This window comes from Microbacterium sp. GCS4 (assembly GCF_001262495.1).
In the GTDB taxonomy this organism is placed as follows: domain Bacteria; phylum Actinomycetota; class Actinomycetes; order Actinomycetales; family Microbacteriaceae; genus Microbacterium.
Window position 1 is genome coordinate 476,573 of record NZ_LGYE01000001.1, and the last position, 13,189, is coordinate 489,761.

At 69.7% G+C, this 13,189-nt stretch carries 11 protein-coding genes and 2 tRNA genes; 8 read left to right on the forward strand and 5 right to left on the reverse strand.

The window, feature by feature from the left end:
• The first annotated feature begins 33 nt into the window (after positions 1-33).
• The 5 genes from AKH00_RS02450 to AKH00_RS02470 all read left to right on the forward strand — a co-directional run bounded on the left by AKH00_RS02450 (position 34) and on the right by AKH00_RS02470 (position 5,002).
• Positions 34-591 carry an RNA polymerase sigma factor gene (locus AKH00_RS02450; RefSeq protein WP_050721114.1) on the forward strand — a complete coding sequence of 186 codons (558 nt, stop codon included), beginning with the start codon at positions 34-36 and terminating at the stop codon, positions 589-591.
• Positions 588-1,736 (forward strand): DUF4349 domain-containing protein, encoded by a 1,149-nt coding sequence (locus AKH00_RS02455; RefSeq protein ID WP_050721115.1) that lies wholly within the window; start codon positions 588-590, stop codon positions 1,734-1,736. Before AKH00_RS02450 ends, AKH00_RS02455 begins: the two co-directional genes overlap by 4 nt.
• A 108-nt stretch (positions 1,737-1,844) precedes the next feature.
• On the forward strand, positions 1,845-2,393 hold the full coding sequence (locus AKH00_RS02460; protein ID WP_050721116.1) for an ArsR/SmtB family transcription factor: 549 nt from the start codon (positions 1,845-1,847) through the stop codon (positions 2,391-2,393).
• Positions 2,393-3,640: an MFS transporter gene (locus AKH00_RS02465; RefSeq protein WP_050721117.1), complete on the forward strand. Its 1,248-nt coding sequence runs from the start codon at positions 2,393-2,395 to the stop codon at positions 3,638-3,640. The genes AKH00_RS02460 and AKH00_RS02465 overlap by 1 nt, the downstream gene beginning before the upstream one ends.
• Before the next feature lie 45 nt (positions 3,641-3,685).
• The gene (locus AKH00_RS02470; RefSeq protein ID WP_050721118.1) at positions 3,686-5,002 is read left to right on the forward strand and encodes an acyltransferase family protein; all 1,317 of its coding nucleotides are present in this window, start codon (positions 3,686-3,688) and stop codon (positions 5,000-5,002) included.
• A 65-nt stretch (positions 5,003-5,067) separates the two neighbouring features.
• Here AKH00_RS02470 and AKH00_RS02475 read toward each other — a convergent pair.
• A tRNA-Glu gene (locus AKH00_RS02475) sits at positions 5,068-5,140 on the reverse strand.
• A 154-nt stretch (positions 5,141-5,294) separates the two neighbouring features.
• Between AKH00_RS02475 and AKH00_RS02480 the strand changes: the two genes are divergently transcribed.
• Both AKH00_RS02480 and AKH00_RS02485 read left to right on the forward strand, forming a co-directional pair.
• A complete protein-coding gene (locus AKH00_RS02480) occupies positions 5,295-5,933 on the forward strand; it encodes an MBL fold metallo-hydrolase (RefSeq protein WP_050721119.1) in 639 nt (212 codons plus the stop codon).
• On the forward strand, positions 5,933-6,829 hold the full coding sequence (locus tag AKH00_RS02485; RefSeq protein WP_050721120.1) for a phosphotransferase: 897 nt from the start codon (positions 5,933-5,935) through the stop codon (positions 6,827-6,829). The genes AKH00_RS02480 and AKH00_RS02485 overlap by 1 nt, the downstream gene beginning before the upstream one ends.
• A gap of 1 nt (position 6,830) precedes the next feature.
• Here the strand turns inward: AKH00_RS02485 and pepN are convergent, their stop codons facing one another.
• Together pepN and AKH00_RS02495 are read right to left on the reverse strand one after the other, a co-directional pair.
• Positions 6,831-9,311, reverse strand: a complete 2,481-nt coding sequence (pepN, locus tag AKH00_RS02490) for an aminopeptidase N (protein ID WP_050721121.1) — start codon at positions 9,309-9,311, stop codon at positions 6,831-6,833.
• A gap of 52 nt (positions 9,312-9,363) precedes the next feature.
• Positions 9,364-10,323: a DNA topoisomerase IB gene (locus AKH00_RS02495; RefSeq protein WP_050721122.1), complete on the reverse strand. Its 960-nt coding sequence runs from the start codon at positions 10,321-10,323 to the stop codon at positions 9,364-9,366.
• 175 nt (positions 10,324-10,498) lie between these two features.
• Between AKH00_RS02495 and AKH00_RS02500 the strand changes: the two genes are divergently transcribed.
• Positions 10,499-11,458, forward strand: a complete 960-nt coding sequence (locus tag AKH00_RS02500) for a hypothetical protein (protein ID WP_050721123.1) — start codon at positions 10,499-10,501, stop codon at positions 11,456-11,458.
• A gap of 50 nt (positions 11,459-11,508) precedes the next feature.
• Here AKH00_RS02500 and AKH00_RS02505 read toward each other — a convergent pair.
• Both AKH00_RS02505 and gltX read right to left on the reverse strand, forming a co-directional pair.
• A tRNA-Gln gene (locus AKH00_RS02505) sits at positions 11,509-11,580 on the reverse strand.
• 97 nt (positions 11,581-11,677) lie between these two features.
• Positions 11,678-13,183, reverse strand: coding sequence for a glutamate--tRNA ligase (gene gltX / locus AKH00_RS02510; RefSeq protein WP_050721124.1), 1,506 nt, complete (start codon positions 13,181-13,183; stop codon positions 11,678-11,680).
• Between the last annotated feature and the right edge of the window lie 6 nt (positions 13,184-13,189).

Below are 13,189 nucleotides of genomic sequence, written 5' to 3' on the forward strand. Positions count from 1 at the left end.
CTTCCCTGGTGAGAGACACCGAACGGAATCAGGATGCCCGTGCAGACGAGTGATCAGAGATGGGTGGCCCAGGCCGCGGCCGGCGACGAGAGCGCCTTCCGCGAGCTGTACCGCCTGTATGTCCGACCGGTCTACTGGATCGCCCACGGCATCATCGGCTCCCCCGCCGACGCCGAGGACGTGACGCAGGAGACCTTCGTGACCGCGTGGCGCAAGCTGCCGGGTCTGGAGCTGCAGGGAGAGTCGGTCCTGCCGTGGTTGGCGACGATCTGCCGTTTCCAGGCGGCGAACCGGCTGCGTCAGCGCCGGCGGGATCAGGCGCACACCGCGGATGCCGTCGATGACACGCTCCCCGCGGCGATCAGCGTCGAGGAGCAGGTGATCACCGCGGACCTCGCGGAGCGGATCGCGGCGGAGATCGGCACGCTGAGCGAGATCGACCGCGAGATATTCCGCCTCTGCGCTGCCGAGGGCTATGCGTATCAGGCGGCTGCGGAGGAGCTGGGCATCAGCCACGCCGTGGTTCGGAATCGTCTCTCGCGAGTGCGCACCCGCCTGCGCGGTGCCGTCAAGGAAGCGAGCGAGGCATGAACGACAAGACCACCGACGGGCTGCCGGAGCTCTCCGACGCCGCCGTCGACCGCATCGAGAAGGCGGTGTTCGAGGAGATCGCCTCGGAGCGGCCACGGCAGATGGCCGCATCCCTCCCCGAGAGGTCGCGCGTGCGCCGACGGCGCTGGCTCACCGGTGCCGGGATCGCGGCCGCGTTCGTCGTCGGGGTCCTCGTGACGCCGCCGATCCTGAGCAGTGTCGGCGGCAGTGCCATGAGCACCGCCGAGGGCGGCTCGGGGATCGCGGGCTGGAGCTCCGACGGTTCGAGCGGAGGCGTTGCGGACCGCAGCGACCCGATGGGCGTCTCGGAGGCGGCGCCGGAGTCCTCCACGGTGAATCCCGACCTGCAGACCGCCCAGGGGGACGTCGACGCGACCGACCGCGACATCATCGCGACCGGGAACGTCACCCTGCAGGTGAAGGACATCGCCGCCGCGGCCGATGAGATCTCGGCGCTGGCCGAGGAGTACGACGGCTACGTGGAGAGCACCGAGGTCGGCAAGAGCCTGGCGCTCGACGACGGCCGGGGCGCGGTCGCGCCGGACTCGGGCTACGGCTGGATCAGCATCCGTGTGCCGTCCGCCGACCTCCCGACGGTGATCGAGGAGCTGCGCGAATCCGGAGAGGTGCTGTCGTCGTCGATCTCGAAGCAGGACGTCACCTCGACCACGATCGACCTCCAGGCCCGCGTGGACGCGACGACGGCCTCCGTCCAGCGACTCACCGAGCTGATGGCGCAGTCGGGCAGCGTGTCGGAGCTGATCGAGGCCGAGGTCGCGCTGACCGATCGGCAGGCGCAGCTCGAGTCCTACCAGCAGCAGCTCACGGCGCTGCAAGATCAGGTCGCGATATCGAGTCTGCAGGTGCAGCTCACGAAGACCGCCGAGCCGACCACGGCGGACCCGGCGGGCTTCGGCGACGGACTGCTCGCCGGCTGGAACGGTCTCGTGGTGTCGCTCAACGCGCTCGTCGTCTCCGTGGGGTTCCTCCTCCCCTGGCTCGCGATCGCCGCGCTCGTGGTGCTGCTCGTCTGGGCTATCCGGCGGGCGCGACGCACCCGCCGCGAGCGGGGCGCTGCGTCGGTCAGCTCCCGTTCGGAGGCGATCGAGGCGTCTGAGAAGTAATCCTCCGATGGGGGCGGTCTCGACGCGTCGAGACCGCCCCCATCGTTGATTTTCCGGGGTATACAAGAAGTCTTGTCGTCCTATCTGTTCGCCCGTACCTTTGCGTGCATGGAAGACATCTCCGTCATCACCGCCGTGCACCACCCACTGCGGCGGCGCATGTACGACTACCTGCTGCTGTACGGCACGTCACAGGTCACGACGCTCGCGAAGGCCCTGCAGAGCCAGGTCGGCAGCATCAGCCATCACCTGCGGATGCTGGAGCGCGCCGGTCTCGTGGAGCGCGTCGAAGACCCGCAGGGCGATCGCCGCACGAGCTGGTGGCGTGTGGCTCGTCGGGGGCTCACGTGGTCGGCAGGCGACTTCGCCGACTCGCCCGCCGACGCGCTGCTCGCGCGCGAGGCCCAGCGCCAGAGCATCCGGATGCAGATCGAGCGGCTCCAGCAGTGGCAGCGCCGTCACGACGACCCCGCCTATGCGGCGTACGATGCGTCCAACACGGAGACGACGTCCTGGGCGTCGCCGGACGAGCTGCGCGACCTCTCGGCGCGGCTCCTGAAGACCCTCGACGACTGGAGGGACTCCGTCGATCTCGAGGACGGGCAGGAGCGCACCCCGATCTTCTTCTTCGCGCACGCCTTCCCGACGGTGCCGTGATGACCGCCGTCGCACCGGAGCAGCTGACGGTCCCTCCCCCGTTCCGCAGGGATCATCGCGTCCACGCCTGGATCATCGTGAAGGCGTTGTCGGATGCCGGAGACGCGGTCTGGACCATCGCCCTCGCCTGGACGGCCGTGCAGATCGCCACTCCCGCCGTCGCGGGGCTCATCGTCGCCGCAGGTACCGTGCCGCGCGCCGTGATCCTGCTGTTCGGCGGGGTGATCGCCGACCGGGCCGATGCGCGCCGCGTCATGATGCTCTTCAACACGGTGCGCGTGGGCGTGCTGATCGCCGTGGCCCTGTGGGTGCTGGCCGAGCCCCCGAGCGTGACCCTGCTGCTCTGCGCCGCGATCGCCTTCGGCGTGTGCGACGCGTTCTACGAACCCTCGGCTGGCACGATCTCCCGCCAGCTCGTCCGCCCTGAGGACCTCCCCGCCTACAGCGCCATGTCGCAGACGGCGACGCGGCTCGGCACCATGGCCGGCGCGGCGCTCGGCGGTGTACTGGTCGCGTGGTCGGGGCTCGTCGGCAGCGCGAGTGCCAACGCCGTCACGTTCGCTCTCGTGGTCGCGTTCATCGCGATCTGGCTGCGCCCGAGGTTCCGGCTGCCCCGCGCCGAGCGGGAGTCGGTCCTGCGCGGCATCGGACGCGGCTTCGGACACCTGCGCGTGCACCCCACCACCCGCACGCTCGTGATCGCCCTGTCCGGACTCAACCTCGCCGTCGGGCCGGCGATCGGCATCGGCCTGGCGCTCCGCGCCCACGACCAGGGGTGGGGAGCTCAGGCCGTGGGTCTCTTCGAGGCGCTGCTCGGACTGGGTGCGGCCCTCGGCGCCGCGAGCGTGCTGCGCTGGCGTCCTCGGCGGGAGGCGCTCGCGGGCTTCTGGGCTCTCGTCGTGCAGGGCGCCGCCATCGTCACCGTCGGCTTCGGACCTTCGTGGCTCGTGGCCTCGGCCGCCTTCGTCATCGGTCTCACGGCGGGATACGCCTCCGTGCTCTTGAGTGCGACGTTCGCCGCAACCGTCGACACCGCCTATCTCGGACGCATGAGCTCGCTCACCCGACTCGGAGACGACTGTCTGATGCCCCTCGCGATGGCGGCGTTCGGCGCTCTCGCGTCCGCGACCGCAGTCGGCATCCCGTTCGCCCTGTTCGGGGGCGCGATGATGGCGATCATGATCCTGCCGCTGAGCAATCGGACATTCCGCACCATGACGATCCGCGACACGTCATCCCCAGCCTGACGCCCGGTCCGCAGTGCGGATCGTCGCGACGCTAGAGTCGTCGCCATGAGCAGTGCCGCGCCGGAGACGACCTCCCGAGCCGTCCCGGTGGGACGCGACCTCACGCTCGATCTGGCCCGCGTGACATGCGTCGTCCTGGTCGTGTTCGTGCACATCCTGTTCACCGGCGTCGGCCGCGCTTCGGACGGGTCGCTCCTGATCGAACGAACGGTCGAAGCCCAGCCGTGGTTCAGCGCCGCCACCTGGGTTGCGAACATCATGCCGCTGTTCTTCGTCGTGGGCGGCTACGCGGCTCGTGCCGGCTGGCGGTCGACCGTCGCCCGCGGCGAGAGTGCCGATGCGTTCGTGCGCGTCCGACTGGCGCGGCTGGCGCGGCCGGCCGTCCCGGTGTTCGCGTTCTTCACGATCGCGCTCGGTGCGGTGCGGATGCTGGGGATCGACCCGGCTCTCGTCGACGTCGTGGCGGTCGGGGTCGGCTCGCCGCTGTGGTTCCTCGCCGCCTACCTCGTGGTCCAGGCGTGCGCTCCCGCGATGATGCGCCTGCACGAGCGCCACGGCGCCCGGGTGCTGCTCGTCCTGCTCGCCGGAGCGCTGCTCGTCGACGGGGTCCGGTACATCGTGATCGGCGGCCTGCTCGGCATCCAGCCCGTCCCGCCCGTCGGCTACGGCGCGGGTCAGGAGCTCTTCGGGGTGCCCAACATCGTGTTCGTCTGGTTGTTCGCACAGCAGGTCGGCTTCTTCCTCTACGACGGCTGGTTCGTGCGTCGGCGCTGGTGGCAGCTCGCGCTGCTGATCGCCGTGGGCTATCTCGCGCTCTGGGGTCTCGTGTCGCTCGACGGATACTCCTGGAGCATGCTCGCCAACCAGTGGCCGCCCACCACGCCCATGGCCGTGCTCGCCGTGATCCAGGCCGCGGGCCTCACCCTTCTGCACCGGCCCCTCACCGCGCTCATGAGGACCAGGGCGGCGCAGGGGGCTGTGTTCGTGATCGGCTCACGCCTCATGACGATCTACCTGTGGCATCTGCCGGTGATCATGATCCTCATCGGCATCCAGCTCGTGCTGCCGCTGCCGATGCCCGCGCCGGGCAGCGCCGTCTGGTGGTGGACCCGGCCGCTGTTCCTGGCGCTCGTGCTCGCCGTCGTGTGGGCCGCGTCGCTGTGGCTCGTGCGTTTCGAGGCCGCTCCGGCTCCGGGAGCGCCGCGCTTCCCCGGCGCTCGAGCATGCGTGGTCGCCGTGGTCGTGTTCGTCGTGCCGATCATCGGCATCACGACCTACGGGCTCGATTTCCCGCTGGCCGCTCTGTCGCTCGCCTGCACGCTGGCAGCACTGTGGTTCACCGGATCGAAGCGCGTGGAGTGACCTCCGCGGATCGCACCCGGGTACGACGAAAGCCCTCGGCGAACCGAGGGCTTTCGTGTGTTGTGTGACCCCAGCGGGATTCGAACCCGCGTTACCGCCGTGAGAGGGCGGCGTACTAGGCCGCTATACGATGGGGCCAGTCTTGCGGAGCTTTTCCGTCCCGCGACAACTGTTCAAGTATGCCATGACGATTCTCGTGCCGCCAAATCGAGGCGGGAGCGCGCCGGATCCCGGGCGTGGCGCGCCCGAAGAAGCGATTGCCAGCGGCCGTCGGAAGGAGTTGACTCGTCTCATGCGCGTCACGAAATTCGAACATGCCGCCCTCCGCATCGAGAAGGGCGACGACGTCCTGGTGATCGATCCGGGGTCCTTCACCGCACCGCTCGATGACCTGCACGGCCTGGTCGCGGTGGTCATCACGCACGAGCACCCGGACCACTGGACGCCCGAGCACCTCGACCGCATCCTCCGCGCGGCACCGGGTACGCCGATCTTCGCACCCGCCGGAGTCGCCCGAGCAGCGGAGGGCTACGAGATCACGGTCGTCGCACCGGGAGAGACCGTCACGGCCGGCGACTTCTCGCTGCGCTTCTTCGGAGGAACACACGAAGTCATCCACTCCTCGCTCCCGGTGGTCGAGAACGTCGGCGTGCTCGTGGACGACGTGTTCTACTACCCGGGCGACTCGTACGCCGTACCCGAGGGCATCGATGTGCAGACCATGGCCGCGCCTCTCGGCGCTCCGTGGCTCAAGATCGGCGAAGCCATGGACTACGTGCTCGCCGTGAAGCCTCGACGCGCGTTCGGCACGCACGACATGACGTTGTCCGTCGCCGGCAAGACCATGCACCGTCAGCGCCTGCAGTGGGCGACCGAGCAGAACGGCGGGGAGTTCTTCGTGCTCGAGCCCGGAGAGTCGCTCGACATCTGATGGCGGATTCTCCGTCAGCCGAGCGTCGCCTCGACGTCGCGGCTGTGCGGGACCTTCTCGCGACGGCATCCGCCGACCTCGCATCGCGGCCGCTCGTCCTCGCCGCCGAGGGTTGGGACAACGCAATCTGGCGACTAGGCGTCGACCTCGCCGTCCGCGTGCCGCGGCGCGCTCTCGCCGCCGACCTCATCCTGCACGAGCAACGCGCCCTCCCCGCACTCGCGCCGGCGCTCGCGCGCCTCGGTGTGCAGACTCCGGTGCCCGTGGTCGTCGGCCGCCCCTCGGAGCTCTTTCCCTGGGCGTGGTCGGTGGTGCCGTGGATCGATGGCTCGCCCGCGCTGGGGCGGCCGCGCGAGAAGAACACGGCGTGGGCCTCTCTGCTCGCCGCCGCGCTCGATGCCGTGCACGGGCCGGCCCCCGCCGATGCTCCGGTCAACCCGTTTCGGGGCGTCCCCCTGCCGCACAGAGACGCCGCCCTGCGCGAGCGCCTCGACGGGCTCCGCTCCTCCGGCCTCGACCCCGTGGCCGACGACCTCGGCGGCATCTGGGAACGCGGCCTCGCAGCCGCGCCCGCTCGCGAGCGCGTGTGGATCCACGGCGACCTGCACCCGGGGAACCTGCTGGTCCACGAGGGTCGGCTCGCGGCGCTCATCGACTTCGGCGACGTCACTGCCGGCGATCCCGCCTACGACCTGGCGGCATCCTGGATGCTCTTCGACGCGGATGGTCGGATCCGCTTCCGATCCGCGACCGCCGATCGCTACGACGACGCCATGTGGACGCGCGCACGCGCCTGGGCCGCGTACCTCGCTGCCGTCTTCCTGACGAAGAGCGACGACCGCCCGGAGTTCCGCGCACTCGGAGAGAGCACGGCGCGGGCGGTCGTCGACGGCTGAGCTACTGGGCGGCGCGCACCCGCAGATCGCGTGCGAGATGATCGCGCTGTTCGATCACGATGCGCCGCAGAGCGGCCGGCGCGTCGCCGTGCGCGTCGAGCCAGGCATCCACGCGGTCGAGCGTCGGCGTGGCCGGGAACAGTCCGACGACGAGACGCTGCGCGAGCTCGATGCTGCGCGTACGCCAGGCATCGGAGATGCGGGAGAAGTACTCCTCGTCGAAACCGTCGACCAGATCGCGACGACCGCCCGCGCGGAAGCCGGCGATCTCGGCGTCGAGATGGTCGTTGCTGAGCGAGTGGTCGTTCCACGCGTCGTCCCACGCCTCGGCGCGCACGCTCGCCTCGGGTCGCGACGATCGCGCCCGGCGTGCGGCGGTGCGACCGGTGCCCGTGTCGTCACGCGCGCTCTCGGCCTCGATCTCGTCGAGTCCCGCGTGCGCGGTCGCCACGAGAGACGTGAGCAGCTGCCAGCGCAGATCCGGGTCGATCGTCAGCCCCTCGGGCGCCGCACCGTCCAGGAGCGCGCGGACCTCAGCATGGTGCACGTCGTCGAACGCGGATGCCGCGGCCAGCGATCGAGCCCAGGACAGCTGCGCGTCACTTCCCGCATCCGCAGCCTGCAGAGCGTCCCACGACGTCTGGGCCCACAGCCGCTGCTCCTCGGCACGCGCGTCTTCGGACACATAGTGCTGTATAGCGAACGCCGCGTTGGCGATCACTCCGACCAGCAGCCCGATGTTGGACTCGCCGGGAGCGTGCCGTCGGACGATCGCCGTGTAGCGCGTCGCGGCGAGCTCTCCGTCGCGCGTCGCGTTCCACAGCGACGACCACACCAGAGCACGCGCGAGCGGATCCTCGATCGACGACAGCGACTCCTCGACGGTCGCGAGCGAGCGCTCGTCGAGCCTGGCCTTCGCATACGTGAGGTCGTCGTCGTTCAGCAGGACGAGGTCGGCGGCGGGCAGCTGCAGCGGGGTGCGCTCCGCGGCGATGTCCAGAGATACCTGGTCACGGCGAACGATGCGCTCGTCGACTCGGTCGTAGAGACCGATGCGCAGGCGGTGCGGGCGCGGCTCGTGCTGTACGAGCACGGCCGCGCCGTCAGCATCCCTGTCGAGCTCGAGCGTCGAGAGCCCCGATGTCTGGAGCCACGCGCGCGACCATTCGGTCATGTCGCGTCCCGAGACGGCGCTGAGCTGCACGAGGAAGTCGTCGAGCGTCGTGTTGCCGAAGGCATTCGCGGAGAAGTAGCGACGCGCGCCCTCGAAGAACGCCTCGTCGCCCACGAACGCCACGAGCTGCTTGAGCACCGACGCCCCCTTGGCGTAGGTGATGCCGTCGAAGTTGAGCTTCGCTGCCTCCAGGTCGGTGATGTCCGCGACGATGGGATGCGTCGTCGGCAGCTGGTCCTGCTGATACGCCCACGCCTTGCGGCGTGCGGCGAACGTGACCCACGCGTCCTGGAAGCGCGTCGCAGCGGCCGAAGCGTGGGCACCCATGTAGTCGGCGAAGGACTCCTTGAGCCATAGGTCGTCCCACCACTTCATCGTGACGAGGTCGCCGAACCACATGTGCGCCATCTCGTGCAGGATCGTGTTGGCGCGAGCGGCACGCTGCGCCTCGGTCGCCGCCCCGCGTGACAGGTAGGCCTCGGTGAAGGTCACCAGGCCCGGGTTCTCCATCGCCCCGAGGTTGTACTCGGGCACGAAGATCTGGTCGTACTTGCCCCACGGGTAGGGGTAGGCGAAGGCCTCGGTGAAGAAGTCGAGGCCCTGTCGGGTGATCTCGAGGATCCCCTCGGCCTCGAGGTGCTCGGCCAGCGAGCGACGCGAGAACACGCCGAGCGCGATGCGCTGCTCGTCACGGGTCCACTCCCCCTCGACACGCGCATAGGGCCCCGCGGCGACGGACGTGATGTAGCTCGAGATGGGGAGGGTCGGCGCGAACTCGATGCGCTGCACCCCGACGCCTTCGTCGACGGTGGCCGGCGCCTGGTTCGACAGCACCTCCCAGCCCGCGGGCGCGTCCACGACGAAGACATACTCGGCCTTCATGTCGGGCTGCTCGAAGCAGGCCATGACCCGACGCGAATCGGCGGGCTCGTACTGCGTGTACAGGTAGGTGAGGTCGTCTGCGGGGTCGTGGAAGCGATGCATCCCCTCACCGGAGCGGCTGTAGGCGCCGACGGCCTCGACGCGCACCGTGTTCTCGGCGGCGAGTCCCTGAAGGCGGATCCGCGCTCCGTCCCAGTCGACGGGCTGCTCCTCCTCGTTGAGCAGCACACGGTCGACGGACAGGCCGATGAAGTCGATCCACGTCTCGTCGCTCGTCGCGGAGAACTCGAGCGTGGTGGTCGTCGGGAATCCGGGTCGCGCGCGCTCGGGGGCGCCGGTCAGGTCGAGCTCGACGCGGATGCGGTGCACGGTGACGGATGCGGATCGCGCGGCCGTCTCCTCGCGGGAGAGATTGGCTGTGTCCATGTTCCCATCCTGTCATCCGCCCTCTATCGGTCATGCAGCGGGTCGGACCGGGTCACTTGCCGAGCAGCCGCCGGATCGCGGACTCGGGTGACACCGTGAGATCGAGCGTGCGCCCGCGCGCGTACTGACGGAACACCCTGGGGTCGATGTAGCTGCTGCGCGCCACCGCGATCGTGTTGCCGAGCGCCGAGGCCGTCGCCTGCACCGCGAGGCGCTCGGCCTTCTTACGGTCGTTGCGGCCCTCGAGCACGCCGATGCGCGCGAGCGCGTCGGCCGCGAGGATCGTGCCGTGCAGGGTGCGGAAGTCCTTCGCGGTGAACTTCCCCCCGGCAACCTCGCGCAGGTAGTCGTTGATCTCCGTGGACGACAGTCGTACGCGTCGCCGACCCTTGCGGTAGGCGAGGAGCGTCGCCCGGGGCGACCCGACCGAGAACTCCGTGAGCGCCTCGGCCAATGCTTCATCGGTGATCTCGATGGATGCGAGCTGCTTGCTCTTGGCGGGGAAGCTGAGGGCCACGGTGCTGCCGTCGATGCGCACGTCGCGTCGGCGCAGGGTGCTGAGCCCGCGGCTGCCGTGCTTGACCAGGTAGCGCTCGGAGCCGATGCGCAGCGCGCCGTCGTCCAGGAGCCGGAACGCGACGGCCAGGGCACGATCGCGCGAGAGCCCCGGCTCGCCGATCGCCATGGTCACCCGTCGGCGGGCGGAGGGCAGGGCGGCGGCGAGACGCAGGGCGCGAGCGAACTTGCGTTGGTCGCGGCCGGTGCGCCACAGCGGGTGGTACACGTACTGGCGGCGACCGGCGTCGTCGGTGCCGACGGCCTGGATGTGCGCGAGCGGGTCGGCGGCGATCCAGACGTCGGTCCATCGCGGCGGGATGACGAGGTCGGAGATGCGTTCGCGGTCGGCTTCCGACACGGGCTGCCCGCCCGCGTCGAGGTATCGGAACCCGGATCCCGAGCGGCGACGCCGGATACCCGGTTCCTCTCCTGGAACGACTCGTCTCAGCGCCATCCTCGTGCCTCCCAGGTCTCGCTCGTCGACGACATCGAGGATGCCGCCTCCCGACGAGGACGCGATAGGGCATGGCGTCGCAGCAGCGCGATCTGCTAGGACTCGGAGGTCGCGTTCGATGCGTCGTCACCGACCGGATTGTCGACGGCCACCGGGGTCTGTCATCCTCATGTGTATGACGATGTCACTCGAGCAGTTCCAGTCGGCCCTCGCGAGACCGGATCTGCGCGGCGGCCTCGCCCTGCCGCTCAGCGACGCCGAGGCCGAGCTGGTCGCCGCCGATCCGGCATCCGTGCAGAGCTGGTACGGCTACTGGCTGTCCCTGCAGCCGGTCGCACCGGCTCCCGAGGCACCGGTCGCGCCGGGTCCCCCGACCGGTCCGGCGAGCTTCGACGCCCCGCCACCTCCGCAGTACACCGCGCAGCAGAGCGTCCCTGCGTCGGATACCGCGCAGCCCACGGTCCCTCTCGCGGGTCCCGCGTCCGTGGATCCGGCCTTCGCGACCACCGCGGCGTACCCCGAGACCGGATATCCCGGTACCGGCCACCCCGGTGCGGGCTACCCCGGCGGAGAGCACGCCGGTGCGAGCTACCCAGGGGCCGCGCAGTTCGCGGGAGCCCCCGGCCTCGCAGCGCCCGCGCGGAAGAACGTCGGCCTGTGGGTCACCCTGTCGGTGCTCGGTGCGCTGCTCCTGATCATCGCGATCGTCGTCGTGACCGCGTTCGCCACGGCCCGTACCTGGACCAAGGTCGACGTTCCCGAGCAGCCCGAGACGTTCCACAGCGAGACCTATGAGACCGGGCGCTTCGACGTCACGATGGACGCGGTGAACCCCTGCTTCGTGAACCAGGACTGGACCGACTGCACGAACCTGCTCCTCGCGAGCTACACCGCGGCCTGCGTGGGCGTCGAGCTCACCGAGGACGCGACCGCCCTGTGCACCGAGTACAACAACGCAATCCTCGAGATGCAGGCCCAGGACACGCCAGGCTCGTACGTGGCCACGCTGGGCACCTACGGCAACCTCTCGCGCACCCCGGAGACGGACGTGCGCCAGGTGTCGAACGAGGATTACCGCCCCGCCGAGACGCATGAGGCCGTGTGCTATCTCGGCTTCCTCGGAGAGTGCGAGTAGCCCGCCCCGCAAACCACGAAACCCCCGCCTGAGCGGGGGTTTTCGTTGTGCTGGGGTACCTGGACTCGAACCAAGAACAACTGAACCAGAATCAGCCGTGTTGCCAATTACACCATACCCCAAGGGCGAAACCTGGGCCTCGCACCGAGAGTCAAGCCTACCCGAGCGGCGACCGGAATGCCAAAACGTCCGATCGCGGGTCGCCGCCCGGGCGTGCCGTCACTGCGCGAGGAACGCCGAGAGTCCGCGCAGGCGGCGGAGCGACTCGTCCTTGCCGATCAGCTCCATGGACTCGAACAGCGGCGGCGACACACGGCGACCCGTGATGGCGACGCGGGGCGGTCCGTAGGCCACGCGCGGCTTGAGCTCGAGGTCCTCGACGAGCGCCTTCGCGAGCGCGTCCTGGATCTTCTCCGGCGTGAACTCCTCGATGGGCTCGATAGCGGCGACGCACGCGTCGAGCACCTCGGCGGCGTTCGCCGGCAGGCCCTTCAGCGCATCCGCGTCGTACGACACCTCGTCGACGAACAGGAAGCCCAGCATGCCGGGGACGTCGCCGAGCAGCTGCACGCGCTCCTGCACGAGGGGCGCTGCACGGAACGCCAGCACGAGCTGCTCGTGGGTGGGCTCGTCGAAGAGACCCGCTGCCGCGAGGTACGGGATCGTCCGCTCGGCGAAGTCCTTCTCCCCCAGCATCCGGATGTGGTCGCCGTTGATCGACTCGGCCTTCTTCTGGTCGAAGCGGGCGGGGTTCGGGTTCACGTTCGTGATGTCGAAGGCCGCGATGAACTCCTCGAGCGAGAACACGTCGCGGTCGGGGCCGATCGACCAGCCGAGCAGCGCCAGGTAGTTCAGCAGGCCCTCGTGGATGAAGCCGCGCTCGCGGTGCAGGAAGAGGTCGGCCTGCGGGTCGCGCTTGGAGAGCTTCTTGGTGCCGGTTTCCCCCAGCACGAGCGGCATGTGGGCGAAGCGCGGCACGAACGTCGTGACCCCCGCGTCGATCAGCGCCGCATAAAGCGCGAGCTGGCGCGCGGTCGACGGCATGAGGTCCTCGCCGCGCAGCACGTGCGTGATCCCCATGAGCGCGTCGTCGACCGGGTTCACGAAGGTGTAGAGGGGGATGCCGTTGGGACGTACGACCACGAAGTCCGGGAAGGATCCGGCCGGGAAGGTGACCTCGCCGCGGATGAGGTCGACATACGTGACGTCTTCGTCGGGCACCCGCAGGCGGAGCGCGGGCTGGCGCCCCTCGGCGCGGAAGGCGGCCTTCTGCTCGTCGGTGAGGTCGCGGTCGAAGTTGTCGTAGCCGAGCTGCTTCGCGCGCCCTGCGGCCTCATTGCGGGCGTCGATCTCCTCGGCGGTCGAGTAGCTCTCATAGAGCGCACCCGTCGCGAGGAGCTTGTCGATCACGCCGCGGTAGATGTCGTGGCGCTCCGACTGGCGATACGGTGCGTGCGGTCCGCCGACCTCGACGCCCTCGTCCCAGTCGATCTTCAACCAGGTCAGAGCGTCGACGAGCTGGCGGAAGCTCTCCTCGCTGTCGCGGGCCGCGTCGGTGTCCTCGATGCGGAACACCATCTTCCCGCCGTTGTGACGGGCGTACGCCCAGTTGAACAGCGCGGTGCGCACCATGCCGACGTGCGGCAGGCCGGTCGGCGAGGGGCAGAAGCGGACGCGGACGTCGGCACCGCTGGCGGTCGTGGTGAGGGGATGAGGAGTAGCCATAGCCCT

Coding starts and splice junctions, on each gene's coding strand:
- AKH00_RS02450 (WP_050721114.1), top strand. CDS start 34: ATGCCCGTGCAGACGAGTGATCAGAGATGGGTGGCCCAGGCCGCGGCC.
- AKH00_RS02455 (WP_050721115.1), top strand. CDS start 588: ATGAACGACAAGACCACCGACGGGCTGCCGGAGCTCTCCGACGCCGCC.
- AKH00_RS02460 (WP_050721116.1), top strand. CDS start 1,845: ATGGAAGACATCTCCGTCATCACCGCCGTGCACCACCCACTGCGGCGG.
- AKH00_RS02465 (WP_050721117.1), top strand. CDS start 2,393: ATGACCGCCGTCGCACCGGAGCAGCTGACGGTCCCTCCCCCGTTCCGC.
- AKH00_RS02470 (WP_050721118.1), top strand. CDS start 3,686: ATGAGCAGTGCCGCGCCGGAGACGACCTCCCGAGCCGTCCCGGTGGGA.
- AKH00_RS02480 (WP_050721119.1), top strand. CDS start 5,295: ATGCGCGTCACGAAATTCGAACATGCCGCCCTCCGCATCGAGAAGGGC.
- AKH00_RS02485 (WP_050721120.1), top strand. CDS start 5,933: ATGGCGGATTCTCCGTCAGCCGAGCGTCGCCTCGACGTCGCGGCTGTG.
- pepN (WP_050721121.1), bottom strand. CDS start 9,311: ATGGACACAGCCAATCTCTCCCGCGAGGAGACGGCCGCGCGATCCGCA.
- AKH00_RS02495 (WP_050721122.1), bottom strand. CDS start 10,323: ATGGCGCTGAGACGAGTCGTTCCAGGAGAGGAACCGGGTATCCGGCGT.
- AKH00_RS02500 (WP_050721123.1), top strand. CDS start 10,499: ATGACGATGTCACTCGAGCAGTTCCAGTCGGCCCTCGCGAGACCGGAT.
- gltX (WP_050721124.1), bottom strand. CDS start 13,183: ATGGCTACTCCTCATCCCCTCACCACGACCGCCAGCGGTGCCGACGTC.